Annotated in this window: 22 protein-coding genes; 20 read left to right on the plus strand and 2 right to left on the minus strand. The window is 70.5% G+C overall.

What is annotated here, in order from left to right:
• Nucleotides 1–36: 36 nt before the first annotated feature.
• Nucleotides 37–954, minus strand: a complete 918-nt coding sequence (locus D466_RS21645; protein ID WP_018914043.1) for a GGDEF domain-containing protein — start codon at nucleotides 952–954, stop codon at nucleotides 37–39.
• Nucleotides 955–1,143: 189 nt separating this feature from the next.
• On the minus strand, nucleotides 1,144–1,764 hold the full coding sequence (flgA, locus tag D466_RS0112440) for a flagellar basal body P-ring formation chaperone FlgA (protein WP_018914044.1): 621 nt from the start codon (nucleotides 1,762–1,764) through the stop codon (nucleotides 1,144–1,146).
• A gap of 467 nt (nucleotides 1,765–2,231) precedes the next feature.
• Here flgA and flgB point away from each other — a divergent pair, with 467 nt between their 5' ends.
• The 20 genes from flgB (at nucleotide 2,232) to D466_RS0112540 (ending at nucleotide 24,366) form a co-directional block, all read left to right on the plus strand.
• Nucleotides 2,232–2,642, plus strand: coding sequence for a flagellar basal body rod protein FlgB (gene flgB / locus D466_RS0112445; RefSeq protein ID WP_018914045.1), 411 nt, complete (start codon nucleotides 2,232–2,234; stop codon nucleotides 2,640–2,642).
• 22 nt (nucleotides 2,643–2,664) lie between these two features.
• Entirely contained in the window at nucleotides 2,665–3,081 is a 417-nt protein-coding gene (gene flgC / locus D466_RS0112450) for a flagellar basal body rod protein FlgC (protein ID WP_018914046.1), read from the plus strand.
• 19 nt (nucleotides 3,082–3,100) lie between these two features.
• Nucleotides 3,101–3,793 carry a flagellar hook assembly protein FlgD gene (locus D466_RS0112455; RefSeq protein ID WP_018914047.1) on the plus strand — a complete coding sequence of 231 codons (693 nt, stop codon included), beginning with the start codon at nucleotides 3,101–3,103 and terminating at the stop codon, nucleotides 3,791–3,793.
• Nucleotides 3,794–3,839: 46 nt separating this feature from the next.
• Complete coding sequence (gene flgE, locus D466_RS0112460) at nucleotides 3,840–5,075, plus strand: flagellar hook protein FlgE (protein WP_018914048.1); 1,236 nt, start codon at nucleotides 3,840–3,842, stop codon at nucleotides 5,073–5,075.
• Between the two features lie 33 nt (nucleotides 5,076–5,108).
• Nucleotides 5,109–5,846: a flagellar basal-body rod protein FlgF gene (flgF, locus tag D466_RS0112465; RefSeq protein WP_018914049.1), complete on the plus strand. Its 738-nt coding sequence runs from the start codon at nucleotides 5,109–5,111 to the stop codon at nucleotides 5,844–5,846.
• A gap of 19 nt (nucleotides 5,847–5,865) precedes the next feature.
• Nucleotides 5,866–6,651 carry a flagellar basal-body rod protein FlgG gene (gene flgG, locus D466_RS0112470; protein WP_018914050.1) on the plus strand — a complete coding sequence of 262 codons (786 nt, stop codon included), beginning with the start codon at nucleotides 5,866–5,868 and terminating at the stop codon, nucleotides 6,649–6,651.
• Nucleotides 6,651–7,358 (plus strand): flagellar basal body L-ring protein FlgH, encoded by a 708-nt coding sequence (locus D466_RS0112475; RefSeq protein ID WP_018914051.1) that lies wholly within the window; start codon nucleotides 6,651–6,653, stop codon nucleotides 7,356–7,358. The genes flgG and D466_RS0112475 overlap by 1 nt, the downstream gene beginning before the upstream one ends.
• Nucleotides 7,359–7,402: 44 nt before the next feature.
• Nucleotides 7,403–8,536: a flagellar basal body P-ring protein FlgI gene (locus D466_RS0112480; RefSeq protein WP_018914052.1), complete on the plus strand. Its 1,134-nt coding sequence runs from the start codon at nucleotides 7,403–7,405 to the stop codon at nucleotides 8,534–8,536.
• A gap of 50 nt (nucleotides 8,537–8,586) precedes the next feature.
• Nucleotides 8,587–9,642 (plus strand): flagellar assembly peptidoglycan hydrolase FlgJ, encoded by a 1,056-nt coding sequence (flgJ, locus tag D466_RS0112485; protein WP_018914053.1) that lies wholly within the window; start codon nucleotides 8,587–8,589, stop codon nucleotides 9,640–9,642.
• Nucleotides 9,643–9,679: 37 nt separating this feature from the next.
• On the plus strand, nucleotides 9,680–10,081 hold the full coding sequence (locus D466_RS0112490) for a hypothetical protein (protein WP_018914054.1): 402 nt from the start codon (nucleotides 9,680–9,682) through the stop codon (nucleotides 10,079–10,081).
• 3 nt (nucleotides 10,082–10,084) lie between these two features.
• Nucleotides 10,085–12,088 (plus strand): flagellar hook-associated protein FlgK, encoded by a 2,004-nt coding sequence (gene flgK / locus D466_RS0112495; RefSeq protein WP_018914055.1) that lies wholly within the window; start codon nucleotides 10,085–10,087, stop codon nucleotides 12,086–12,088.
• 22 nt (nucleotides 12,089–12,110) lie between these two features.
• Nucleotides 12,111–13,376: a flagellar hook-associated protein FlgL gene (gene flgL, locus D466_RS0112500; protein WP_018914056.1), complete on the plus strand. Its 1,266-nt coding sequence runs from the start codon at nucleotides 12,111–12,113 to the stop codon at nucleotides 13,374–13,376.
• Nucleotides 13,377–13,514: 138 nt separating this feature from the next.
• The gene (gene pseB, locus D466_RS0112505) at nucleotides 13,515–14,534 is read left to right on the plus strand and encodes a UDP-N-acetylglucosamine 4,6-dehydratase (inverting) (protein WP_026285213.1); all 1,020 of its coding nucleotides are present in this window, start codon (nucleotides 13,515–13,517) and stop codon (nucleotides 14,532–14,534) included.
• Entirely contained in the window at nucleotides 14,531–15,397 is an 867-nt protein-coding gene (locus D466_RS0112510) for a hypothetical protein (protein ID WP_018914058.1), read from the plus strand. Before pseB ends, D466_RS0112510 begins: the two co-directional genes overlap by 4 nt.
• On the plus strand, nucleotides 15,381–17,198 hold the full coding sequence (locus tag D466_RS0112515; protein ID WP_018914059.1) for a thiamine pyrophosphate-binding protein: 1,818 nt from the start codon (nucleotides 15,381–15,383) through the stop codon (nucleotides 17,196–17,198). The genes D466_RS0112510 and D466_RS0112515 overlap by 17 nt, the downstream gene beginning before the upstream one ends.
• 9 nt (nucleotides 17,199–17,207) lie before the next feature.
• Nucleotides 17,208–18,065, plus strand: coding sequence for an SDR family oxidoreductase (locus tag D466_RS0112520; protein WP_018914060.1), 858 nt, complete (start codon nucleotides 17,208–17,210; stop codon nucleotides 18,063–18,065).
• On the plus strand, nucleotides 18,043–19,137 hold the full coding sequence (locus tag D466_RS0112525) for an N-acetylneuraminate synthase family protein (RefSeq protein WP_018914061.1): 1,095 nt from the start codon (nucleotides 18,043–18,045) through the stop codon (nucleotides 19,135–19,137). Before D466_RS0112520 ends, D466_RS0112525 begins: the two co-directional genes overlap by 23 nt.
• Entirely contained in the window at nucleotides 19,134–19,805 is a 672-nt protein-coding gene (locus D466_RS22875) for a glycosyltransferase family 2 protein (RefSeq protein WP_018914062.1), read from the plus strand. Before D466_RS0112525 ends, D466_RS22875 begins: the two co-directional genes overlap by 4 nt.
• Before the next feature lie 52 nt (nucleotides 19,806–19,857).
• Nucleotides 19,858–20,631: a glucose-1-phosphate cytidylyltransferase gene (gene rfbF, locus D466_RS0112535; RefSeq protein WP_018914063.1), complete on the plus strand. Its 774-nt coding sequence runs from the start codon at nucleotides 19,858–19,860 to the stop codon at nucleotides 20,629–20,631.
• 42 nt (nucleotides 20,632–20,673) lie between these two features.
• Entirely contained in the window at nucleotides 20,674–24,366 is a 3,693-nt protein-coding gene (locus tag D466_RS0112540) for a glycosyltransferase (RefSeq protein WP_018914064.1), read from the plus strand.
• Nucleotides 24,367–24,420: the final 54 nt, after the last annotated feature.

Consider the following 24,420-nt stretch of genomic DNA (forward strand, 5'->3'; position numbering starts at 1 on the left):
GCCAGGAGTTCCGGACGGGCGAGGATCCCCACGGCCTCAGACGGCGACGGGCCGGCAGGCGCCCGCGCGCTTGGCGGCGTACAGGCGCGAGTCGGCCTCGCCCAGGGTCTGGCCCAGGGATTTGTGCGCATCCAGCGCTGCCACGCCCGCCGAGAAGGCCGCGAACAGGTCCCGCCCGCCGGCCTGAACCAGCGGCTTCTCGGCGATGCCGAGGCGCAGGCGCTCGATCACGCCGCGCGCCTCCTGCTCGCTGGCCTGCGGCAGGCACAGCACGAATTCGTCGCCACCGTAGCGAAACGCTGCGTCGTAGCTGCGCAGACGCGCGCTCAGCGCGCCGGCGAAGGCCGCCAGATAGCGGTCACCGACCAGATGCCCGAACTCGTCGTTGACCGGCTTGAACTGGTCCAGGTCGAGCAGCACGACGCAGCAGTGATCGCCCTGGCGGCGCAGGCGGCTGAGTTCGGCCTGCAGGCGCTGCAGCAAGGCACGCCGGCCCGGCAGGCCGGTCAAGGGGTCCAGCCAGGCCTGCTGCGCCGCCCAGTCGGATTCCAGGTCCGCCACGCGCATGAGCAGGCCCAGGCCTTCGCGCACCAGCGTGCGCGCCGGGATCGCCCCCGCGCTCATGCGCTGCAGGGCGTGCGCCTGTTGCAGCGCGTCGGCCAGCGCGGGCTGCAGCGACGAGTCGTGGCCGGCCGCCTGCAGCGCCTGGTCCAGCCCCTGCGGGACCTGCGCGGGCAAGGCCGCCGGCCGGGCCATCGCGTTCGCCTCCAGCACGCCTTCGAGCCAGTGCGACAGGCCGCGGCGCACGTGGCGCAACACGCCCGAAGGCAGTTGCAGCTCGGGCGCGCGATCCGCCGGGCCGGCCGGCCGCGCCTGCGCCGCCACCCGGCCCGGCGTCCCGGAACCGCCCACCGGGCCCGTGCCCTGAATCTCGTCGAATGCCCACGCCCCCATGGCGTCGCCCTCCCTGTGCTTGTACTGGCCCTTAGCAAGCCTGATGCCAGCACGGGGCAAGGCGAGGGCCGAACTGGCGTCTTCAGAGGGGAAAAGCCGGCGTGCCGGGGCCGGGCGAGCGGCCGGACTTCGAGCTGCGCGGCGCGCCGGCCCCGCGAGCGTCAGGGTTTTGACGCGAGATTCGAAGCCTCAGCGCAACAGCGCCGCGACCACGTCGCCCCGCGCGTCGACCACGCCGCTGACCACCTTGCCCGACTGGGCGTTGCGCACCAGCACGGTCTGCCCCTGGCTGCCGTCCTGCAGCGCGATGCCCAGGGCCACCAGGCGCACTCCGTCGCCTTCGGCGATCAGGGACACCGCCTGGCCGTAATGGATCAGCCGCGGCCCGGAGAGCATGGATTCGGTGAGGCTCTGGCCCGCGGCCACGCCGAAGCGCAGCACCCGGCCCTCGGCCTGCGACTCGTCCTGCAGCGCCCCCGGCGGCAAGCCGGCGCGGTCGCGCTGCAGCAGCTGCAGGTCCGCGGGCCCCAGGGTGTGCCCGGGGGAGATCGCATGCGCGGCTACCACCACCTGCTGCGGCCAGTCCACGTCGACCTGCAGGTACACGGACCAGCTGTGCGGCGCCTCGCAGCGCAGCTGCACGGTCTGCGGCCCGTAGGGGCTGGAGTTGCCGAAGGGCAGCGTCAGCAGATGCTGCGGCGCGCAAGCCGGGAAGCGCGCGGCCACCTCGCCGGCGTGCACGCGCACGTGCTGTGCCGCCGCCCCGGCGGGCAGATGGGCGCGCACGAACTGCTCGGCCGCATCGCTCATCGTCCGCGGGGATTCCCAGCGCGCCGCGGCGGGCGCGGCTGACGCTGCGGCGCCCGCCACGACGGCGAGCATCACGAGGGCACCGCCGGCCCTGCGAACCACGCTCGATCCCATCACCCTGCTCCGCCTCCCTGTTCATCGCTCCGTTCGGGGAGCGCGAGCGCCGCGCTCCTGACCGCGAGCCATGCAAGCTCCGTACCACCCGCGGGCGCGGACCTGCCTCTCCGGGCCGGGCCCGCCATGCCGCCCGCGCCCGGCACGGCGGCCGAGCGGCAAGGCCTTGCCGCCCGCGGCCGGGCGGCAAGGCGGGTGAAGCGACGCGATGCGCGTCGCGTCGCGGGGCCCGCGGCACCCGCCCTCCGAGGCAAAGCAGCTCCGCGGCGCCGGGCGGACGGGCCGGGCGATGCCCATGGCACGGTTTCTGCTTCCCCTGGGACACACGAGAGCTTCTTGCCGCCCTGCCGCCCATGTCCCCGCCTTCCATCCTCGACCGCGCCTTCGCGCCGCTGCAAGATGCGCTGGACCTGCGTGCCTCGCGCCAGCAGTTGCTGGCCGCGAACATCGTCAACGCGGATACGCCGGGCTACAAGGCCGTCGACATGGATTTCGCCAAGGCGCTGCAAGGCGCGGTGTCCGGACAGAGCCCGGATCTCGCGTTGAAGACCGACCAGGCGGGACAACTGCAGACGGCCGGATCCGGCCAGCCGGGCGCCGGCTTCGTCGGCTACCAGCAGGGCAACACCGAAAGCCTGAACGGCAACACGGTGGACATGAACCGCGAGCAATCGGAATTCGCGAAGAACTCGATCCAGTACGAATCGGACCTGAGCTTCCTGACCGAACGCATCAAGACCCTCAACTCGGCGATCACCGGCTGAGTTCCGTCCCAGGAGTCCCTCCATGTCCCTGTTCAACGCCCTGGACGTCGCCAGCACCGGCCTGAACGCGCAGAGTTACCGGCTCAACGTGGTGGCCAGCAACCTGGCCAACGCCGATTCGGCCACCAGTTCCAACGGCCGGCCCTACCGCGCCCGCGAGGTGGTATTCGCCGCGCAGCCCCTGAGCGCCGGCGGCGCCGCCGCCGGCGTGGACGGCGTGCAGGTGGCCGGCGTGGTGGAAAAGCCCGGGCCGATGCGCATGGTGTACCAGCCGGGCAATCCCCTGGCCGACAAGCAGGGCTACGTCGCCTACCCCAACGTCAACCCGGTGGACGAAATGGTCAACATGATCTCCGCGTCGCGCTCCTACCAGGCCGACGTGAACGTCGCCGACACCGCCAAGAACCTGTTGCTCAAGACCCTCACGCTGGGCCAGTGAACCCCCGAGGAATTCCGTCATGTCCACCTCCCCGATCGGCAGCAACCCCTTTCTCTCCTCGCTGGAATCGGCGGGCAGCTCCAGCACCTCCGGCGCCAGCGGCATGTCGGCGCTGGGCAACGCGAACACCTTCTACAACCTGCTGGTCACGCAACTGACCAACCAGGACCCGCTCAACCCGATGAGCAACACCGACCTGTCGGCGCAACTGGCCCAGTTCAGCACCGCCAGTGGAGTGCAGGCCATGCAGCAATCCATGGCGGCGCTGACCTCGCAACTGGCGCAGAGCCAGAGCCTGCAGGCCGCCTCGCTGGTCGGGCGCAACGTGGTGTTCGACGACAACTCGCTGAGCCTGGGCGCCAGCGGCGGCAGCGCGGGCGGCTTCACGCTGGCCAGCGGCGCGCAGGACGTGCAGGTGCAGATCAGCAACGCGGCCGGCCAGATCGTCAACACCCTGGACCTGGGCTCGATGGCCGCGGGGGTGCAGTCCTTCAACTGGAACGGCACCGACGCCTCCGGCGCGGCGGCCGCCCCGGGCAACTACAGCTTCGCGGTGCAGGCCGCCGACGCCAATGGAGCCAGCGTGGGCGCCGCCCCCTTCGGCAGCGGCCAGGTGGTGTCGGTGATGCTCAACGCGGGCTCCTCGCCGACCCTGCAGATCCAGGGCCAGAGCGGCTCGATTCCCTTGTCCGGCGTCGTCGGGGTCATGTAAGACCCCCGCCCGCGCCCCTCCACCTCCACGTCCCCCACGCCGCGCCATGAGCACGTTCCAGACCGCGATCTCCGGCCTGCAGGCCGCCTCCACCGACCTGCAGGTGCTGGGCAACAACATTTCCAACGCCAACACCGTCGGCTTCAAGCAGTCGAACGCCGAGTTCGCCGACGCCTACGCCGCGGCCGTCGCCGGCAACGCGCCGACCAACGGGCAGATCGGCATCGGCACCTCGGTGGACACGGTGGCGCAGCAGTTCTCCCAGGGCAACATCCAGAGCACCAGCAATCCGCTGGACGTGGCGATCAACGGCAACGGTTTTTTCCGGTTCGACTACAACGGCTCGACCGTGTACGGACGCAACGGCCAGTTCCAGCTGGACTCCAACGGCTACGTCATCGACTCCAACGGCGGCAAGCTGATCGGCGTCCCCGCGGTCAACGGCGTGCTCACCGGCGGCTCCGGGCCGCTGCAGATCACCGAGGGCATGCTGGCGCCGCAGGCCACCTCGGGCCTGGTGTTCTCGATGAACCTGAACTCGGCCGCCACCCCGGTGGCCAGCGGCACCGCCTTTTCCACCAGCGATCCGTCGAGCTACACCTACTCCACCAGCACCACGGTCTACGACAGCCTGGGTTCGCCCCACCTGCTGACCAGCTACTACCAGCTGGTGTCGGGGGCCGGCACCAACTGGAACGTCTACTACTCGGTCAACGGCACCACCGGGACCAGCGGCATGACCTCCGGAGCGCTGGGCACCCTGCCCTTCACCTCCACCGGGACGGTCAGCGGCACGGTCTCGATGTCCACCGGGGCACTGACCTGGACCGACGGCGCCAACTCCAGCACCCTCAGCGTGGGCTTCTCGGGTTCGACCAACTACGCCACCGCCTCGGCGGTCAACAGCATCGGCAACAACGGCTACGCGGCCGGCGGCCTGACCAACCTGGCGATCAACCCGGACGGCACGGTCTACGGGCAGTACAGCAACGGCCAGTCTTCGATCCTCGGCCAGGTCACGCTGACCAACTTCGCGGCGCCGCAGTTCCTGCAGCGCGCCGGCAACAACTACTTCCTCGAGACCTTCCAGTCGGGGCCTCCGCTGACGGGCTCACCGAGTTCGGGCTCGCTGGGCACGCTGCAGTCCAGCGCGGTCGAGGGTTCCAACGTGGACCTGTCGACCCAGCTGGTGAACCTGATCGTGGCCCAGCAGTCCTACCAGGCCAACGCGCAGACCATCAAGACCCAGAACCAGGTGCTGCAGACCCTGCTGGCACTCTGAGCCGGACACGCGGGCTGAACGAGGAATCGGACGATGGACTCCCTGTGGATCGCCGCCACCGGCGCGCGCGCCGTGCTGCAACGCCAGGACGTGGTCACCAACAACCTGGCCAACGCCAGCACCACCGGCTACCGCGGCGCCACGCCGCAATTCCGCGCGCTGCCGGTGTACGGTGAGCCGCTGCCCAGCAACGCCTACGTGGCCACGCAAAGCGAGGGCACCGACTACCAGCAGGGGCCGATGGTCCACACCGGGCGCAACCTGGACGTGGCGGTGCAGGGCTCCGGCTGGATCGCCGTGCAGGCGGCCGACGGCAGCACCGCCTACACCCGCAACGGGGACCTGCGCATTTCCCCCAGTGGCGTGCTGACGACCAGCGACGGGCATGCGGTGCTGGGCCAGTCCGGCTCGCCCATCTCGCTGCCCCAGCTCACCTCGATCCAGGTCGGGGTGGACGGCACGATCTCCGGCGTTCCGGCCGGCTCCTCGCCCAGCACCCCGGTGGTGCTGGGCACCATCCAGCTGGTCAACCCGCCCGCCACGCAATTGCAGCGCGGCAACGACGGCCTGTTCCGCGACACCCAGGGCCCCGCGCAGCCGGATCCGACGGTGCAACTGGCCAGCGGCGTGCTCGAGGGCAGCAACGTCAACCCCGTGCGGGCGATGGTGCAGATGCTCGAGAACACCCGCGCTTTCGAGATGCAGACCAAGCTGATGCAGAACATCGACCAGAACCATCAGGCGGCGCAGCAGCTGCTCAACGTCACCTGAGCCCCGGGGCGCAGCCATCATGATCCGATCCCTGTACGTCGCCGCCACCGGTCTGGAAGCCCAGCAGACCAACATGGACGTGATTTCGAACAACCTGGCCAACGTCAACACGACCGGGTTCAAGAGCGCGCGCACCGTGTTCCAGGACCTGCTGTACCAGAACCTGACCCAGCCGGGCGCGCAATCGTCGCAGACCACCATGTACCCCTCGGGCCTGCAGCTGGGCACCGGGGTCACGCCCATCGCGACCGAGCGCCTGTTCACCGAGGGCAACCTGACGCAGACCGGCAACCCGCTGGACGTGGCCATCAACGGCGCCGGCTTTTTCCAGGTCCTGCAGCCCAACGGAACCATCGCCTACACGCGCGACGGCACCTTCCAGCTCAACAACCAGGGCCAGCTCACGACGGCCAGCGGCTACCTCGTGCAGCCGACCATCACCATTCCCTCCAGCGCGCAGACCATCACCATCGGCGAGGACGGCACGGTCTCGGTCACCCTGCCCGGGCAGGCGGCTGCGCAGCAGGTGGGCACGATCCAGCTGGCGAGCTTCATCAACCCGGCCGGGCTGCAGAGCATCGGCGGCAACCTGTACCTGCAGACCGGCTCCTCGGGCAGCCCGAACACGGGCCAGCCCACGCTCAACGGCCTTGGCGCGGTGCAGCAGAACTACCTCGAATCGTCCAACGTCAACGTGGTCTCGGCGCTGGTGGACATGATCTCCACCCAGCGCGCCTACGAGATCAACAGCAAGGCCGTGCAGACCTCCGACCAGATGCTGCAGTACGTGGAGCAGAACATCTGATGAGCACCCCGGCACTGCTCCTGCGCAGAGCCTGCGCGCCGCTGCTGGCGGCGGCTGCCCTGCTGCTCGCCGGCTGCGCGGCCTCGCCCAGCGACAAGATGGCGCTGCAGCCGCTGGAGCCGCTGCCCATTCCGGCGCAGCCGCAGGCGATGAACGCGCACCCGTCCAACGGTGCCATCTGGCAGGACGGCACCAACGTGGCGCTGTTCGAGGACTCGCGCGCGCACCGCGTGGGCGACCTGATCACCATCCTGATCGCCGAGAACGCCAACGCCAGCAAGTCCACCAACACCACCATCGCCAAGTCCGACACGGTCAGCGCCGGCCTGTCCAGCCTGTTCGGCGTGCAGCCCTCGCTGGGGGCCTACACGCCCAGCCTGGGCGCGACCTCGGCACAGAAATTCGGCGGCAACGGAGCCACCACGCAGAGCAACACCTTCACCACCACGCTGCAGGCCACCATCGTGCAGGTCATGAGCAACGGCAACCTGGAGTTGTCCGGCCAGAAGGAAGTGCTGCTCAACGGCGGCCACGAATTCATCCGCGTCGTCGGCGTGGTGCGCGCCGCCGACGTCACGCCGCAGAACACCGTGACGAGCACGCAGATCGCCGACGCACGGGTCGAATACAGCGGCAACGGCAGCGTGTACGACGCCGCGAAGGTGCCGTGGCTGACCAAGTTCTTCCTCTCCCTGTGGCCTTTCTGAGCCCGCCGCCGCCCAGGCCTGCCCGCATGTTCTCCCGAGCTTCCATGTCCGCGCTCCGAACTCCACGCCTGCCCGCACTGCTGCTGGCCGCCCTGCTGGCGGGACTGGCCGCCTGGGCCGCGCCGGCACGCGCGATGGCCATCCGCGACCTCGTCAGCATCGAGGGCGTGCGCAGCAACCAGCTGGTGGGCTACGGCCTGGTGGTGGGCCTGTCGGGCACCGGGGACCAGGCCACGCAGGTGCCCTACACCACCCAGTCGCTGCTCAACATGTTCCAGCGCCTGGGCATCAACCTGCCGGCCAGCGTGGCGCAGAACCTGCAGCCGAAGGACCTGGCGGCCGTGATGGTCACGGCCGACCTGCCCGCCTTCTCGCTGCCGGGGCAGAAGATCAACGTCACCGTGTCGGCGGTCGGCAACTCCTCCAGCCTGGCCGGCGGCACGCTGCTGATGACCCCGCTCAAAGGCGCCGACGGCCAGACCTACGCGGTGGCCCAGGGCAGCATCGTGGTCAGCGGCTACGGCGCCTCCTCCGGCGGCACCAGCACCCAGGTCAATTTCCTCACCGCGGGCACCGTGGCCAACGGCGCCACGGTGGAGCGCAAGGTGCCCGACGCCTTCGACCAGGGCCCCACGCTGACCCTGGCGCTGGACACGCCGAGCTTCGGCACGGCCTCGCGCATCGCCGAGCGCATCAACGAATCCTTCGGCGCCAACACCGCGGTGGCGCTCAACGCCGGCAACATCCAGGTGCAGGCGCCCGGTTCCCCCGGCGCGCGCACCGCCTTCCTCGGCCGCATGCAGGCGCTGGACGTGAGCCCCTCCGAGCCGCCGGCCAAGGTGGTGATCGACGCGCGCAGCGGCACCGTGGTGCTGGGCCAGAACGTGACCCTCGGTGCCTGCGCGGTGGCGCACGGCAACCTCTCGGTGAGCATCAACACCCAGTACGAGGTCAGCCAGCCCAACCCGCTGGGCGCGGGCCAGACCACGGTGGTGCCGAAGACCTCGGTGAAGGCCAAGTCCGGCAAGGCCGATCTGCTGATGTTCCGCCCGGGCGTGACCCTGGACGCCGTGGTGCGCGCGCTCAACGCCGTGGGCGCGTCCCCGCAGGATCTGATCGCCATCGTGCAGGCGATGAAACAGGCGGGCGCGCTGCACGCGCAGCTCGACGTGATCTGAGTCACCGTGCGCGAAACCACCCTGTCCGCTCGACTGCTCCAGGCCCGCCGATGAGCTCGCCTCTGAACCCCGCCGCCGCGCAGGCCACCGACAGCCTGTCCTTCCAGGGCCTGAACCAGTTGCAGGCGCTGGCGCAATCCAACCCGCACGACCCGGCGACCATCCGCGCGGTGAGCCGCCAGTTCGAGGCCCTGCTGGTGCAGGAGCTGATGAAAAGCGCCAACGCCACCAAGCTGGGCCCGGACCTGCTCGGCGACAGCGGCGGCCCGCTGTTCGAATCCCTGTTCACCCAGCAGGTGGCCGACGTGGTCAGCCAGGGCTCGGGCATCGGCCTGGGCAGCTTCCTGGCCCGTGAACTGGCCGCGCGCTACGGCGCCGCCGGAAAAGCCGGGGACGGCGTGGCCGGCAGCGCTTCGGCGCCCGCCTCCGGCACGCCCGCGGCATCCGCGCAGGCGCTGCCCGCGCGCGGCCGCGCGGACCCGGCGCAGGGGCCGGGCGCGGCCGCCGTGCCGAACACGGGCCCGGCCTGGCATGCGGCCGCCGCCGGCGCCCACGCGGGCACCGACGCCGCGGACTCCGCGGATGCGGCCGACGCGGCCGACTCCCAGGCCCTGCAGCGCCACGCGCGCGCCTTCATCGCCGCCATCGCGCCCAGCGCGCGCGCGGCGGCCCAGGCGCTGGGAGTCAGCCCCGTGGGCATCCTGGCGCAGGCCGCGCTGGAGACCGGCTGGGGGCGCCATGCGCCCGGCAACAACCTGTTCGGCATCAAGGCGGGAACGCACTGGCAGGGCGCGAGCCTGCGCACGCTCAGTTCCGAGGTGTCCGACGGCGTGCGCAGCCTGGGGGAAGCGGCCTTTCGCGCCTACCGCAGCGTGGCCGCCAGCGTGCACGACTACGCGTCCCTGCTGGAATCGCCGCGCTATGCCGCGGTGCGAGGCCACGGGGAGGACCTCGGCGCCTTCGCCCGCGGCCTTCAGCAGGCCGGCTACGCCACCGACCCCGGCTATGCGCGCAAGCTGCTGCAGGTGGCCGACAGCCCGACCATGCGCGACGCGCTCGCGGCCTCGGGATTGGGCGTGGCGGGCTCAAGTCTGGCGCTGCCGTGACGTTGAACACTCATCCTTGCGTTGAACTCCCACCCCGATGTCCACGCGCGCGAACCCTTCTTCCCTGAGCCGGCCGGACCCCGACGGCGAGGAGCTCGCCGTGCTCGGCGCGCTGGAGGCCATGCTGCGCGACAAGCGGCGCGCGCTGATGGAGGGGGAGGTGTCGGCGCAGGCCATGCTGCCGCTGTGGCAACCCCTGCTGGACCGGCTGGCGCCCTTCGCGGCGCGGCGCGCCGATGGCCGCGCCGGCGAGCCCGGCGCCCAGCTGCGCGCGCAGGCCGACGCCTTGCGCCAGGAGTACGACGGCCTGCGGCACACGCTGCAGCTGTGGAGCGACGCGCTACGCGTGGCGCGCGACAAGTCGGCCCACCGGGCCACCGAGCCCGTCTACGGACAGGCGCTGGCGAGCCGCGCGCGCGGCAGCCTGGGAAGGGGTTGAGCGATGTCGGGAGTCAGCGGTCTGGTCAGCAACGCCCTCACCGGGCTGGAAGCGGCGCTCAACGCCCTGCAGGTGACGGGCAACAACATTTCCAACGTCAACACCCCCGGCTACAGCCGCGAGCAGGTGGTGCAGAGCACGCAGCCGGCCAGCGCCTACGGCGGCCTGTACCTGGGCAACGGCACCGACCTGACCACGGTCACGCGCAGCTACAGCAACTTCGTGCAGACCCAGGTGTGGAGCACCACGTCCAGCGTCAGCGGCGCGAACACCCTGAACAGCGAACTGCAATCCCTGGTGAACCTGGTCAGCGGCAACCAGTCGGGCCTGAGTACGTCGATCAACCAGTTCTTCGCCAGCGGCGTGGCCCAGGTCGCCGCCAACCCCTCCGACATTCCCTCGCGCCAGGCCATGGTCAGCCAGGCGCAGACCCTGGCGCAGACCCTGGGCAACGCGGGCGCCCAGCTGCAAAGCGAGTCCAGCGGGGTGAACCAGCAGATCGGACAGAGCATCACCAGCATCAACTCGCTGACCCGGCAGATCGCACAGCTCAACGTGCAGATCAACTCGATGACCACGAGCACGAACAACCCGAACACCCTGCTCGACCAGCGCGACCAGCTGATCACCCAGCTGTCCGGGCAACTCGGCGTCAGCGTGCTGCAGCAGGGCAACTCGCTGAACGTGTTCACCAACAGCGGGCAGGTGCTGGTGGCCGGCAGCCAGTCCTATGCGCTGACCACCGCCAACAACCCCTACGATCCCTCGCAGACCGAGGTCGCCTACGCCAGCAACGGCGCCATCCTGTCGCCCAGCCTGCAGGGCGGCACGCTGGGGGGCCTGCTGCAGTTCCGCAGCCAGGTGCTGCAACCGGCGCAGGACAGCCTCGGGCGCATCGCCGACGCGCTGGCGCAGTCGATGAACCAGCAGCAGGCGCAGGGCCTGGACATGAACGGCAACCTGGGCGGCCCGATGTTCGCGTCCGGGCCGGTGCTGGTGCTGGCCAACAGCGCCAACACCAGCGGGGCCACCATCAGCGGCTCCATCGTCGACGCCAACCAGCTCAGCGGCGACAACTACCGGCTCAAGTTCGACGGCACCAACTGGAGCGCCACGGACCTCAACACCGGCCAGGCCACCAGCCTGACCCAGACCAGCTCGGGAGGCGTCACCACGCTGAGTTTCGGCGGTGTGCAGATCAACGTCAGCGGCGCCTCGGCGGGCAACAACTTCGAGGTGCTGCCCACGCGCCTGGGCGCGGTGAACTTCCGCTCGGTGCTCACCGACCCCAAGGCCATCGCCGCGGCCTCGCCCTACGTGAGCAGCAGCGGCCAGATGGTCTCGGGCAGCCTGCAGAACTCCAACCTGGGCAATCTCGCGCTGTCCAGCGGGCAGTACGCATCGGGCAGCGCCGGCGCCATCGTGGTCGGCGGAGTCAGCGTGCCCACGGCGCTGCAGGTCACGCTGACCAGCGGCGGCACCAGCGGCTCCAGCGTCGGCTTCATCGTCACCCAGCCCGGCTCGAGCACGGTGCTGGCCAGCGGCAGCGTGTCGCTGGGCGGCAGCGGCACGACCCTGGACATCGCCTACGGCTCGACCCCGCCGGGCGGCTACTGGAGCGTGAACCTGAGCGGCAACCTCGCCGTGTCGGGGGATGCCTTCAGCCTCAGCCCCGGAGGGCCGGGCAACGGCGGCAATGCCCAGGGCATGGCGGCGCTGCAGAGCGCCGACACGCTGAGCAACGGCACACTGTCGCTGCAGGGCGCCTACACGCAGATGGTGGGCCAGGTGGCCTCGCAGGGCAACCAGGCGCAGAGCGCGCTCAGCGCGGCCACCGCGGTGGCCCAGCAGGCCACCGCCGCGCAGCAATCGGTCTCGGGAGTGAACCTCGACCAGGAAGCCGCGCGCCTGATGCAATACCAGCAGGCCTACCAGGCCGCGGCCACGGCGATCCAGATCGGCGGCAGCCTGTTCCAATCCCTGATCACGGCGGTGCAGTCCGCCTGAGCGGCGCGCACGGGAGCCTTCGATGCAAATCATCAGCAGCAGCCAGTTCTACGGCGCCAGCCTCAGCGGCATCCTGCAGCAGCAGAACCTGCTGAACACCCTGAGCCAGCAGTTGTCCACGGGCAACGCCCTGGTCAATCCCTCGGCCCAGCCCGTGGCGGTGGCGCAGAACATTTCCCTGACGGCGCAGATCGGACAACTGGCCGGGTTCAGCCAGAACGGCAGCAACGCGCAGCAGTCGCTGCAGCTGGAGAGCTCCACGCTGCAAAGCGTGGGCACGCTGGTGCAGCAGGTGCGCCAACTGGCGCTGCAGATGAACAACGGCACCGTCGATGCTCAGCAGTTGCACAACGCCGCGACGACCATGCAGGGCTATCTGCAGCAACTGGTGCAGTACGGCAACACCCAGGACGGCCAGGGCAACTACGTGTTCGCCGGCAGCCAGTCCCAGACCCAGCCCTTCGTGCTGCAATCGGGCGGCCAGGTGCTCTACCAGGGCGACGGCGCCCAGAACCAGCTGGCCCTGGGCCCCAGCCTGAGCACGGCGACCGGGGATCCGGGCAGCGCCGTGTTCATGGACATTCCCGGCGGCAACGGCAGCTTCAGCGTGTCGGCCAGCGGCTCCAACACGGGCGGCGCCACCGCCGGCCCGGGCACCGTGAACAACAGCTCGCTGGCCCAGCAGTTGCTGACCGTCGGCGGTACCGAATACCAGATCAGCTTCAGCGCGGCCCCCAGCGGCAGCGGGCTGGTCTACACGGTGAGCAGCGGCAGCGGCGCCTCCTTCGGCGCCTCGGGCGTGGTCTCCAGCGGCAGCTTCAGCTCCGGCATGAGCATCGGGCTGCCGCCCGGAGCCAGTCCGGCCATCGAGGTGCCGATCCTCGGCGCGCCGGCCGCGGGCGACAGCTTCACCATCGCCGGCTCCAGGCCGCAGAGCCTGTTCGCGACCTTCCTGGACCTGCAGCAGGCCTTCAGCGGCAGCGGACCCGCCAGCGGGTCCGGCGCGCGCCGCGCGCAGGCCATCTCCGACGCGGTGGCCAGCCTGGACCAGGCGCAGACGGTGCTGCTGGGCACGCAGTCGGCGATCGGCAGCCGGCTGCAGCAGGTGCAGGCCGTGCAGACGCAGAATTCCAGCGTGACCCTGCAATTGCAGACCCAGCAGACCACCATCGCCAGCATCAACTATCCGCAGACCATCTCCCAGTACGAACAGAGCCTGACCGCGCTTCAGGCCTCGGAGAGCGCGTTCTCGCAGTTGCAGGGCCTGAGTCTGTTCAAATATCTTTGATCGCCCGCGCGGCGATCGCCTTGCCCCCGGGGCCCGCACGCGGCGCCGGCGCGCGAAGGTGGCGCGCAGCGCGGCCCTGTTCATCCGGCGCACCCATTCCACGACACCCTCATGCCCGCCAACGCCGCACTCGCCGCCATGCCACATGAGCCCCGGTCCGTGCTGATCACGGGCGGCACGGGAAGTTTCGGCAAGGCCTTCGCACGCTTCCTGCTCGAGAACACCGGTGTCGAGCGCCTGATCATCCTGTCGCGCGACGAACTCAAGCAATTCGAGATGCAGTCCTCGCCCGAGTTCGCCGCGCAGGCGCCGCGCATGCGCTATTTCCTCGGCGACGTGCGCGACCCGGACCGGCTCAAGCACGCCTTCAACTCGGTCGACCTGGTGGTGCACGCGGCCGCGCTCAAGCAGGTGGTGGCGGCCGAGTACAACCCCATCGAGGCGATCAAGACCAACGTGTTCGGCGCGCAGAACGTGCTGGAGGCGGCGCTGCACTGCCGCGTGCCGAAGGTCATCGCGCTGAGCACCGACAAGGCGGCAGGTCCGGTCAACCTGTACGGCGCCACCAAGCTGTGCAGCGACAAGCTGTTCGTGGCCGCCAACAATTTCGTCGGCGGCGATGCCACGCGCTTCTCGGTGGTGCGCTACGGCAACGTGTTCGGAAGCCGGGGCTCGATCGTCCCGGTGTTCCTGAACAACCACGCCAAGTGGGACGCCTTCCCGGTCACCGACGCCCAGATGACCCGCTTTTCCCTCACGCTGCGCCAGGGCGTCGAGTTCGTCTGGCAGTGCCACCGCCAGATGCGCGGCGGCGAGATCTTCGTGCCCCGGCTGCCCTCGTACAAGGTGGTCGACATCTGCGCGGCCATCGACCCCTCCAAGGACATCCGATTCATCGGCATCCGGCCCGGCGAGAAGGTGCACGAGATCATGATCACCTCCTCCGACATCGCCGCCACCTACGACTGGGAAGGCGGCTTCGCGATCCTCCCGCCGGACGGCATTCTCAACAAGTACGTACAACGGGACATCGAGGCGGCCGGCTACCTGAAGAACACCTCGCTGTCCACCGAGTACTGTTCGGGCACCAACACCGACTGGCTCGGACCCGAGCAGTTGCGCACGCTGATCCAGGCCTACGCCGCCGATCCGTCGTGAAGCTGCTGATGTTCGGCGCCCGAGGACGCCTGGGCACCCTCTGCCGCGAAGTGCTCGCGGGCCTGGATCCGGACGCCATCTGCCTGGAGCACCAGCGCGACGGGTCGTTCCTGCGCCGCGTGGGAGGCGGGCAGGCGATGTCCCGGGTGGAGCGGAGCGAACTCGCCGCGCAGGCGGACTCCGAGCCCTGGGTATTCGTGGACGCCTCGGTCGACCACCGCGGCACCGAGGCCCTGCAGCGGCACGAGGCGGACAAGGCCGAGCTGTGCGAGCAACTGGACCGCGCCTCGCTGCTGGGGCGCGCCATCGGTTTCAGCTCCGGCATCGCCCACCTGCCGGCGCAGCGCATCCGCGCCGAGCATCCGCACATGCTGGCCTACCGCGAGACCAAGCTGCGCCAGATGGAGCTGTACGAGCGCCTGCGCTGCCCGGGCTTCCTGCCCTCGATCTTCACCCTCGTGGGGCCGATCACCCACGCCCGGCAGGCCGCGGCCTGGGCGCGCATCCTGGCCGAACGCGTGCGGGCGCAGGAGCAGACCGTGATCCACGACCCCTTCAGCCGCCGCTTCTGGGTGGACGAGGCGACGGTAGCGCAAGCCCTGTCGGGCTTCCTGCGCGAGCCGCACCCGGCCGCGGTGCGGGGCCCGCTGGTCGACGGCTGCTTCTGCCTGGACGACGTGGCGCGCCTGCCGCTGGCCGCGGGCCATCCCGCCCTGCGCTACCGCGTCGGCGTGTCCGACTCGTGGTGCGTGGGCGATTACGTCTGCGACCACGATTTCCTCCCCGGGCGCGAGCTCGCCGCCTCCCTCGACGCGGCGCTCGCCCCGCAGACCAGCCCCCCGCCCCATGCCCACCACCTCTGAATTGATCGTCGAACGCCTGGCCGACCTGGGCGTCACGCATTCCTTCGGCGTGGTCGGCGGGGCGATCATGTTCATCACCGACGCGCTGCGCAAGTGCACCCGCCTGCGCCACGTGTTCACGCATCACGAGCAGGCCGCCGCGATCGCCGCCGAAGCCTTCGGCAAGATGGAGAACCGGCCCGCGCTGGTGTTCGCCACCGCCGGGCCGGGGGTCACCAACCTCATCACCGGCCTGGCCGACGCCTACATGGATTCGGTGCCCATGGTGCTGCTGGTGGGCGACGTGCGCAGCACCATCCGCGCCGACTTCGGGCGCCAGCGCTACAGCGCTCCGCAGGAGGTCGACCAGGGCCGCCTGCTGTCGCCCCTGGTGAAGGAATACCTGTACGTCGAGCCCGGCATGTCCGCCGCGCAGATCATCGCCGCGGTGGACCGCCTGGTGCGCGTCGCCACGCAGGGACGCCCGGGGCCCGTGTGCATCGCCCTGCCGCTGGACGCGCAGGGCGTGCAGCACGCGGCCGGGGACCTGCAGGCGCCCGCGCCGGCGAGCCCCGCGCCCGAGGGCCGTGACCTGGCACCGCGGCTGGCGCCCGTGCTGGAAGCGCTGCGCCGGGCGCGGCGTCCCCTGCTGGTGCTGGGCGCTGGCATCCGCCTGGGGGGCGCGCGCGAGGCCGTGCGCGAACTCGTGCGCACCGCCGGCCTGCCCTACTGCGTGACCATCGGCGCGGTGGACCTGCAGGACGCCTCCGATCCCCTGTCGGTGGGCTGCGTCGGCCCCACCTCGCAACGCGCGGCCAACCTGGCCATGCAGGCCGCCGATTGCATCGTCGTGCTGGGCTCCAGCGTCGACCAGAGCGTCACCGGATTCAACGTCGAGGCCTGGACCCGGGGACGCGAGATCTACATGGTCAACGTGGATCCCGGCGAGTTCCTGCGCTTCCAGGCTTCCTCGCTGCACCCCGTCGAGGCCGACGCCCTGGGAGCCTGCCGCGCGCTGCTCGAGGGCCTGCGCGAAGCCCTGGACATCGAGGAGTGGCGCCGCGTGCTGCCGCGCCTGAAGGCCCTGCTCGGCCCGGATCACGAGCGCGGCCTGCGCACCACCGTGGGCGAAGGCTTCGCCTCGGCCTACGACATCACGCGGCGCCTGTCGCAGTGCCTGCCGCCGGCCAGCACCGTGGTGCTGGGCATCTCGCTGGACGCGCACTCCGTGTTCAATGCCTTCGAGGTGGGGCGCGACCAGCGCATCCTGGTCAGCCGCAATCTCGGCCCCATGGGGTGGGACCTGCCGGCCGCGATCGGCGCCGCGCACGCGCGCGACCCCGCGGGCGGGCTGTACCTGCTCACCGGCGACGGCAGCCTGATGCTGAACCTGCAGGAACTCGCGGTGGTGGCGGGCCAGAAGCTCCCGCTGTGCATCGTGGTGTTCAACAACGACGGTTACGTGTCCATCCGCACCACCCAGCGCAACTTCTTCGCCGAGTCGGTGTTCGGCTGCGACTCCGCCTCCGGGCTGCACATGCCGCAGTTGCACAAGGTCGCTCCGGCCTTCGGCCTGGACTACCACCGCGTGGACCGCCCCGAACAGGTGGACGCCCTCGTCGATCTGCACCGGCGCTCGCCGGCGCCTCGCCTGGTGGAGTGCATGCTGGACCCGGGCCAGCTGCGCGAGCCCCGGCTGGTGTCGCGCGTGGAGAACGGGCGCTTCATCTCGCCCACGCTGGCCGACATGACGCCCAGGCTCGACGCCGCCACGCGCGCGCGCATCGTCGAGTGGCTGCCCTCGCTGGCCGAAAGTCTCTGAGCCGCCGTCATGCGCATTCTCGTGTTCGGCGCCTCGGGACTGCTGGGCTCCTTCCTGCTTCCGCATCTCGCGCGCTCCGGCCACGAGGTGATCGCCTTTCGCCGCCAGCCCGGCGCGGCGGGCGACGCGCGCGGCCTGGAGGCCCAGTTCGCCCATGCCATCGACGAGGCCAGGCCGCAGGGCGTGGTCAACCTCATCGCCTTGACGCAGGTGGACGCCTGCGAGGACGACCTGGCGCTGGCCAGCCTGCTCAACGCGCAGGTTCCCGAGATGCTCAGCCGCCTGCTCGGGCGCGTCCCCGGCAGCTTCCTGCTGCACGTTTCCACCGACCAGCTCTACGGCACCGCCGGCCCGCACCCGGAGGAGGATTTCCATCCCCTCAACGTGTACGCGCTGACCAAGTACCACGGCGAGTTTCCGGTGCTGGAGCGCGGCGGCTGCGTGCTGCGCACCAATTTCTTCGGGCGCAGCCCCACGCCGGCGCGCGCCAGCCTGTCCGACTGGATCCTGGGCGAGGTGGCCAAGGGCGCCACGGTGCCGGTGTTCGACGACGTGCTGTTCTCGCCCCTGGGCCTGCACACCCTGTCGCGCACCATCGAGGCGCTGCTGCTGCGGCGCGTGGCCGGGCTGTTCAACGCGGGCTCGGCGCAGCAAGGCCTGTCCAAGGCCGATTTCGCCGCGCTGCTGTGCCGGCACCTGGGCCTGAGCGGCGCGCGCCTGGAGCCGCGCAGCATCGAGCGGCTCGCGCTGCGCGCGCCGCGCCCCAGGGACATGCGCATGCGATCGGCGCGCCTGGCCGACGCCCTTGCCTGGCAGGTTCCCGACATCCACGAGGAGATCGAGCATGAATACCCCGCCGCCCATTGACTATCGGCGCAGTTTTCGCATCGGGTCCCGCGAGGTGGGGGAAGGCTCCCCCGTGTACTTCATCGCCGACATCGCGGCCAACCACGACGGCGACCTGGAGCGCGCGAAGGACCTGATCCGGCTGGCCGCCGAGGCCGGCGCGGACGCCGCGAAGTTCCAGCATTTCGCGGCGTCCACGATCATCAGCGACTTCGAGTTCGCCGCCATGCGCTCCGGCCTGAGCCACCAGGCCACGTGGAAAAAGAGCGTGTACCAGGTGTACGAGGAAGCGTCGTTGAACCTGGAGTGGACGCGCGAGCTCAAGGCCGCCTGCGAGGCCTGCGGCATCGAGTTCATGACCAGCCCCTATGCCTTCGACCTGGTCGATGCCGTGGACGGCTTTCTCAACGCCTACAAGATCGGCTCGGGCGACATCACCTGGACGGCCATGCTCGAGTACATCGCCGGCAAGCGCAAGCCGGTGTTCCTGGCCACCGGGGCGTCGACCCTGGACGAGGTGGCCCAGGCGGTGGAGGCGATCGCGCGCATTCACCCGGAGGTGTGCGTGATGCAATGCAACACCAACTACACCGGCAGCATCGAGAACTTCGACCATCTGCATCTGCGCGTGCTGGCCACGTACCGCGAGATGTTCCCCGGCGCGGTGCTCGGCCTGAGCGACCACACGCCGGGCCACGCCGCGGTGCTGGGCGCGGTGGCGCTGGGCGCCAAGGCCGTCGAGAAACACTTCACCGACGACAACGGGCGCGAGGGCCCCGACCATCGCTTCTCCATGACCCCGCGCGACTGGAGGGACATGGTCGAGCGCACGCGCGAACTGGAACGCGCGCTGGGCGCCGGCATCAAGCGCGTCGAGCCCAACGAACGCCAGACCGTGGTGATCCAGCGCCGCTCGCTGTGCGCGGCGCAGGCGCTGGAGCCGGGACACACCCTGCGCGAACAGGACCTGGTGGCCCTGCGCCCCTGCCCCGCCGACGCCTTCACGCCCGCGCAGGCGGCGCAGCTCGTGGGCCGCTTGGTGGCCCAGCCGGTGCAGGCCGGCGAAGCGCTGCGCCAGCGCCACCTGCGATGAGCCAGGCGCGGGCGCGGCCCGAGGTGGCCCTGGTGATTCCCGCATTCAACGAGGCCGCGACCATCGCCGAGGTGGTGGGCTGGGCGCGGGAATTCGGGCAGGTGATCGTGGTCGACGACGCCTCGAGCGACGCCACCGCGCAACGCGCCGAGCAGGCCGGCGCCCAGGTGCTGCGCGCACCGGCCAACCGCGGCTACGAGGCTTCGCTGAGCGCCGGGTTCGAGGCCGCACGGACGCTGGGGGCGCGCTATTGCGTGACCCTGGACGCCGACGGCCAGCATCCGCGCGAGGCGGTGGCCGCGGTCTGCGAAGGCCTGCTCGGGGGCGCCGACGTGGTGGTCGGCGTGCGCGACCGGCGCCAGCGCCTGGCCGAGCACGTCGCTGCGGTGTGCGGGCGCCTGCTCTGGGACATCTCCGACCCCTTCTCCGGGCTCAAGGGCTACCAGCTCGGCGCCTTCGATCCCAAACAACCCTTTGACAGCCACCGCATGGTCGGCTGCGAATTGCTGGCACGCTGCCTGCGGCGCCGCGGCCGCGTCGTCCAGGTTCCGATCCGCACACGCGAGCGTCTCGACGCCCCGCGCTTCGGCTCCTCGCTGCGCGCGAACCTGCGCCTGCTGCGCGCGCTGGCCTGGATGCTGCTGTTGTACGCTGGAATCCCCGCATGACCCACGCGCGCCGCTGCCCGGCCGGCAAGGCCGCGACTCCAGGAGTTCCCCGATGAAAGCAGTGATACTGGCCGGCGGCCTGGGCACCCGGCTGAGCGAGGAAACCCAGTTGCGCCCCAAGCCGATGGTGGAGATCGGGGGCAAGCCGATCCTCTGGCACATCATGAAGTCCTATTCCGCCCACGGCATCCACGACTTCGTGATCTGCTGCGGCTATAAGGGCTACGTGATCAAGGAATATTTCGCCAATTATTTCCTGCACATGTCCGACGTTACGCTGGACATGCGCAGCAACTCCATGCACGTGCACAACCGGCGCGCCGAACCCTGGCGCGTCACCCTGCTCGACACGGGCGAGGACTCCATGACCGGCGGGCGCTTGCTGCGCGCGGCCGAGCACCTGGCGGACCAGTCCGACTTCTGTTTCACCTACGGCGACGGCCTCAGCGACGTGGACATCGGTGCCACCATCGCCTTCCACCGCGCGCACGGCAAGGCCGCCACGCTGACCGCCACCTACCCGCCCGGCCGCTTCGGCGCGCTGGAACTGGAGGGCCAGCGGGTGAGCAGTTTCACGGAAAAGCCCAAGGGCGACGGCGGCACCATCAACGGCGGCTTTTTCGTGCTCAGCCCGCGCGTGTTCGACTACATCGCCGGCGACGCCACGGCCTGGGAGCAGGAACCCCTGGCCGGGCTGGCGCGCGACGGCGAACTCATGGCGTACCGGCACGAAGGCTTCTGGCACCCGATGGACACCCTGCGCGACAAGAACCTGCTGGAAGACCTGTGGCGCAGCGGCAAGGCTCCCTGGAAATCCTGGGACTGACCCGAGGCGATGCCCTCCCCCTTTCACGAACCGATTCCGTCCATGACCTTCGACAGCATCGCGCTCGCACGACACCGCCATCCGTACTACGTCTTCGCGCCCGCCTATTCCCGCACCTCGGCGGGCATCCGGGTCATGCACACCCTGTGCCATGCGCTCAACCGCATCGGCGAGCAGGCCTTCCTGGTGCTGCCCCCGCTGCCGCAGCCGGAGACCGGCGTGCACCCGGACCTGGTCACGCCGCTGCTGACGCGCTGGCGTCTCGAACAGGACTTCCGGGCCGGCCGCACCCCGGTGTTCGTGTACCCCGAGACCCTGCGCGGCAACCCCTTCCAGGCACCCTTCGTCGCGCGCTACGTGCTCAACACTCCCGGCGCGCTGGGCGGCGATGCCAGCTTCCCGGCGAGCGAGTACTGCATGTCCTACACCGCCGGCCTCGGCCGCATGGTGCCGGGCATTCGCCAGACCCTGTACCTGCCGGCCTCCGATCCCAACCTGTTCCAGCCTCCGGCGCGCGAGCAGCGCTCGGGCACCTGCTTGTACGCCGGCAAGTACCAGCACATCCACGGCGGCAAGCTGTTCGACATCAGCAAGGACAGCGTGGAGATCATCAGCAACCTGGGCGGCATCCGCAATCCGGAAAAGCCGATGCAGACCCAGGCGGAACTGGTGGAGCTGTTCCAGCGCTCGGAATTGCTGTACTGCTACGAACCCTCGTCGCTGGCGCTGGAGGCCATGCTCTGCGGCTGCCCGGTGGTGTTCCTGCCCAACCCCCACTTCCAGCAATCCTTCCACTCGGATGAGCTGGGCGACGACGGCTGGGCCTGGGGTGCCGAGCCGGAGCTGATCGAGCGCGCGCGCCGCAGCGTGCACCGCGTGCGCGAGCGCTACCTGGACAATTTCGCCCGCTTCGAGGAGCAGCTGCGCGCCTTCGTCGACGCCACGCAGGCCGCCGTGCGCGAGCTGCCCTACCGCAGCGCCTGCAACGTCGCGCATCTGCCCCAGCTGGCGAGCGCCCAGCCCCCCCAGGTGCCCGGCGCGCCGGCACAGGCCGCGCCACCGCGCCCGCCGCTGCTTCCCTGGCTGCCGCAGCACCGGCTGTCGCCCCAGGAGTTCGCCTGGGCGCAGGAGACCTGCAAGGCCTGGGAGCCGGCGGACACGCCCGGCGTGGCGCTGGCCATGATCGCGTCGCGCGCGGACATGTCCGGCCAGACCACGCAGCAGGCGGTGGCCGGGCAATGGCCCACCGGCAGGCCGCTGCGCCTGCTGCGCATCGACGGGGCCGGCGGAGCCGCCGCGTCCATCCAGGCCGCCGACCGCGCCCTGCTCGACAGCGGCGATTCCTGGCTCGGCCTGATCGACGCCGAGGACATGATCGCCCCCGACGCGCTGTTCCGCATCCAGCATGCGCTGCGCCTGCACCCGCAGTGGCAGCTGCTGTACACGGACGAGGACGGGCTCGGCGCCGACGGCCAGCACCTCAACCCGCACTGCAAGCCCGACTTCAACCTGGACTACCTGCGCAGCCTGCCCTACATCGGCGGCCTGATGCTGGTGCGCCGCGACCTGTTCGAGGCGCTGGGCGGCTTCGACCCCGAATGCGAGGGAGCCGAGGACTACGACCTCGTGCTGCGGGCCTGGGAACGCCTGCACGCGGCCGGCCTGGCCGAAGAGGCCATCGGCCACATCCCGGAGGTGCTCTACCACCGGCGCACGGGATCGGGCCACACGCGCAAGAGCGTGCCCGAGATCCTGGCCATGGGGCAGCAGGTGCTGCAGGCCCACTTCGACCGCCTGGGCATCGCCGCGCAGGTCCAGGGCGGGCCCTTCCCGCCCTCGTACCGCGTGCGCTGGCCCCTGCCCGAGCCGCGCCCGCTGGTGTCGATCCTGATTCCCACGCGCGACCAGTTGCCGATGCTGCAGCGTTGCATCGAATCGGTGATCGAGAAGACCCGCTACCCGGCCTATGAGATCCTGATCATCGACAACGACAGCGGCGCCGACGACGCCATGCGCTACCTGGCCACGGTGGAGTCGCGCGAGGCCGAGCTCGGCGGGCGCCTGCGGGTGATCCGGGCCCCCGGAGAATTCAACTTCTCCGCCATGAACAACCTGGCCGCGCGCGCCGCGCGCGGCGAGTACCTGCTGCTGCTCAACAACGACACCGCGGCGCTGCACGAGGACTGGCTCGAGGAGATGATGGCCCATGCCGTGCGCCCCGACGTCGGCGCGGTGGGCGCCAAGCTGCTGTTCCCGGACGGAAAGATCCAGCACGCCGGCGTGATCCTGGGCGTGCGCGGCCCGGCCGAGCACCCCTTCCTCGGGCGCGCCCCGGAAGATCGCGGCTACTTCGGCCGCGCCCAGCTGGTGCAGGACCTCAGCGCCGTCACCGGCGCCTGCCTGCTGGTGCGCAAGAGCCTGTACGAGCAGCTCGGGGGCCTGGACGAGAAGGCCTTCAAAGTGTCCTACAACGACATCGACCTGTGCCTGCGCGTGCGCGGTGCCGGGCTGAAGGTGGTGTTCACGCCCTACGCGCTGCTGATGCACGAGGGCTCGGCCAGCCAGAAGGGCCAGGTCGAGCAAAAGCCCGACGAGGCCAAGCAGAAGCGCTTCGCCGCCGAGCGCGACGCCATGTACGACAAGTGGCTGCCGCTGCTGGCGCGCGACCCCGCCTACAACACCCACCTCAGCCTGGCCAGCACCGAGTTCCAGCTCGACGACCAGGCACCGCTGGCCTGGGACCCGGCGTGGCGCCCGCGCCCGCGCATCCTGGTGCACCCCGCGGACCGCGAGGGCTGCGGCGAGTACCGCATCATCTCGCCAATGCGCGCGCTCAACCGCGCCGGACTGGCCCAGGGCTGGGAGACCATGCGCCTGTTCCAGCCGGCGGAGATGCAGCGCATCGACGCCGACAGCCTGGTGGTGCAACGCCAGATGGAGTGGCCGCAGATCGAGGCGCTGGAGCGCAATGCGCGCCTGCTGCGCGCGTTCCGCGTGTTCGAGATCGACGACCTGATCACCAACCTGCCGGTCAAGAGCGTGCACCGCGCGCACATCCACAAGGACATCGCCAAGCGCTTCCGCAAGGCCGCCGGGCTGTGCAACCGGCTGGTGGTGGCCACCGAGCCGCTGGCCAAGGCCTACGCCGGCTTCAGCGACGAAGTGGTGGTGTGCCCCAACTACGTGGAGCGCGCCCGCTGGGGCGAGTTGCGCCCGGCCCGTGCCGAGCGCAAGCGCCTGCGCGTGGGCTGGGCCGGCGGGGTCGGCCACAGCGGCGATCTGGAACTCATCGTCGACGTGGTGCGCGAGAGCGCGCCGCTGGTGGACTGGGTGTTCTTCGGCCTGTGCCCCCCGGAGCTCAAGGACGTGGTGCGCGAGTTCCACCCGGGCATCCCGCTGGACCAGTACGCGCCCAAGCTGGCCGAGCTGGACCTGGACCTGGCGGTGGCTCCGCTGGAGCACAACGCCTTCAACGAGGCCAAGAGCCACCTGCGCCTGCTGGAGTACGGCGTGCTCGGCTATCCGGTGATCTGCTCGGACATCACGCCCTACCAGGGCGACTTCCCGGTCGTGCGCGTTCCCAACCGATTCCGCGACTGGATGCGCGCGATCCACGACGCGGTGGGCGACCCCAGGGCCTTGCGCGCCCAGGGCGATGCGCTGCGCGCCAAGGTGCTGGCCGACTGGATGCTCGAGGACCACCTGGACACCTGGCTGCGCGCCTGGACGCGCTGAGGCGCTTGCCTGCGGATGCGCGGGTCGCGCAGCCGGGGCCTGCTAGCATCCGGT

Source organism: Thiomonas sp. FB-6, from assembly GCF_000377645.1.
GTDB lineage: Bacteria > Pseudomonadota > Gammaproteobacteria > Burkholderiales > Burkholderiaceae_C > Thiomonas_A.

Coding starts and splice junctions, on each gene's coding strand:
- D466_RS21645 (WP_018914043.1), bottom strand. CDS start 954: ATGGGGGCGTGGGCATTCGACGAGATTCAGGGCACGGGCCCGGTGGGC.
- flgA (WP_018914044.1), bottom strand. CDS start 1,764: ATGAGCGATGCGGCCGAGCAGTTCGTGCGCGCCCATCTGCCCGCCGGG.
- flgB (WP_018914045.1), top strand. CDS start 2,232: ATGTCCCCGCCTTCCATCCTCGACCGCGCCTTCGCGCCGCTGCAAGAT.
- flgC (WP_018914046.1), top strand. CDS start 2,665: ATGTCCCTGTTCAACGCCCTGGACGTCGCCAGCACCGGCCTGAACGCG.
- D466_RS0112455 (WP_018914047.1), top strand. CDS start 3,101: ATGTCCACCTCCCCGATCGGCAGCAACCCCTTTCTCTCCTCGCTGGAA.
- flgE (WP_018914048.1), top strand. CDS start 3,840: ATGAGCACGTTCCAGACCGCGATCTCCGGCCTGCAGGCCGCCTCCACC.
- flgF (WP_018914049.1), top strand. CDS start 5,109: ATGGACTCCCTGTGGATCGCCGCCACCGGCGCGCGCGCCGTGCTGCAA.
- flgG (WP_018914050.1), top strand. CDS start 5,866: ATGATCCGATCCCTGTACGTCGCCGCCACCGGTCTGGAAGCCCAGCAG.
- D466_RS0112475 (WP_018914051.1), top strand. CDS start 6,651: ATGAGCACCCCGGCACTGCTCCTGCGCAGAGCCTGCGCGCCGCTGCTG.
- D466_RS0112480 (WP_018914052.1), top strand. CDS start 7,403: ATGTCCGCGCTCCGAACTCCACGCCTGCCCGCACTGCTGCTGGCCGCC.
- flgJ (WP_018914053.1), top strand. CDS start 8,587: ATGAGCTCGCCTCTGAACCCCGCCGCCGCGCAGGCCACCGACAGCCTG.
- D466_RS0112490 (WP_018914054.1), top strand. CDS start 9,680: ATGTCCACGCGCGCGAACCCTTCTTCCCTGAGCCGGCCGGACCCCGAC.
- flgK (WP_018914055.1), top strand. CDS start 10,085: ATGTCGGGAGTCAGCGGTCTGGTCAGCAACGCCCTCACCGGGCTGGAA.
- flgL (WP_018914056.1), top strand. CDS start 12,111: ATGCAAATCATCAGCAGCAGCCAGTTCTACGGCGCCAGCCTCAGCGGC.
- pseB (WP_026285213.1), top strand. CDS start 13,515: ATGCCACATGAGCCCCGGTCCGTGCTGATCACGGGCGGCACGGGAAGT.
- D466_RS0112515 (WP_018914059.1), top strand. CDS start 15,381: ATGCCCACCACCTCTGAATTGATCGTCGAACGCCTGGCCGACCTGGGC.
- D466_RS0112520 (WP_018914060.1), top strand. CDS start 17,208: ATGCGCATTCTCGTGTTCGGCGCCTCGGGACTGCTGGGCTCCTTCCTG.
- D466_RS0112525 (WP_018914061.1), top strand. CDS start 18,043: ATGAATACCCCGCCGCCCATTGACTATCGGCGCAGTTTTCGCATCGGG.
- D466_RS22875 (WP_018914062.1), top strand. CDS start 19,134: ATGAGCCAGGCGCGGGCGCGGCCCGAGGTGGCCCTGGTGATTCCCGCA.
- rfbF (WP_018914063.1), top strand. CDS start 19,858: ATGAAAGCAGTGATACTGGCCGGCGGCCTGGGCACCCGGCTGAGCGAG.
- D466_RS0112540 (WP_018914064.1), top strand. CDS start 20,674: ATGACCTTCGACAGCATCGCGCTCGCACGACACCGCCATCCGTACTAC.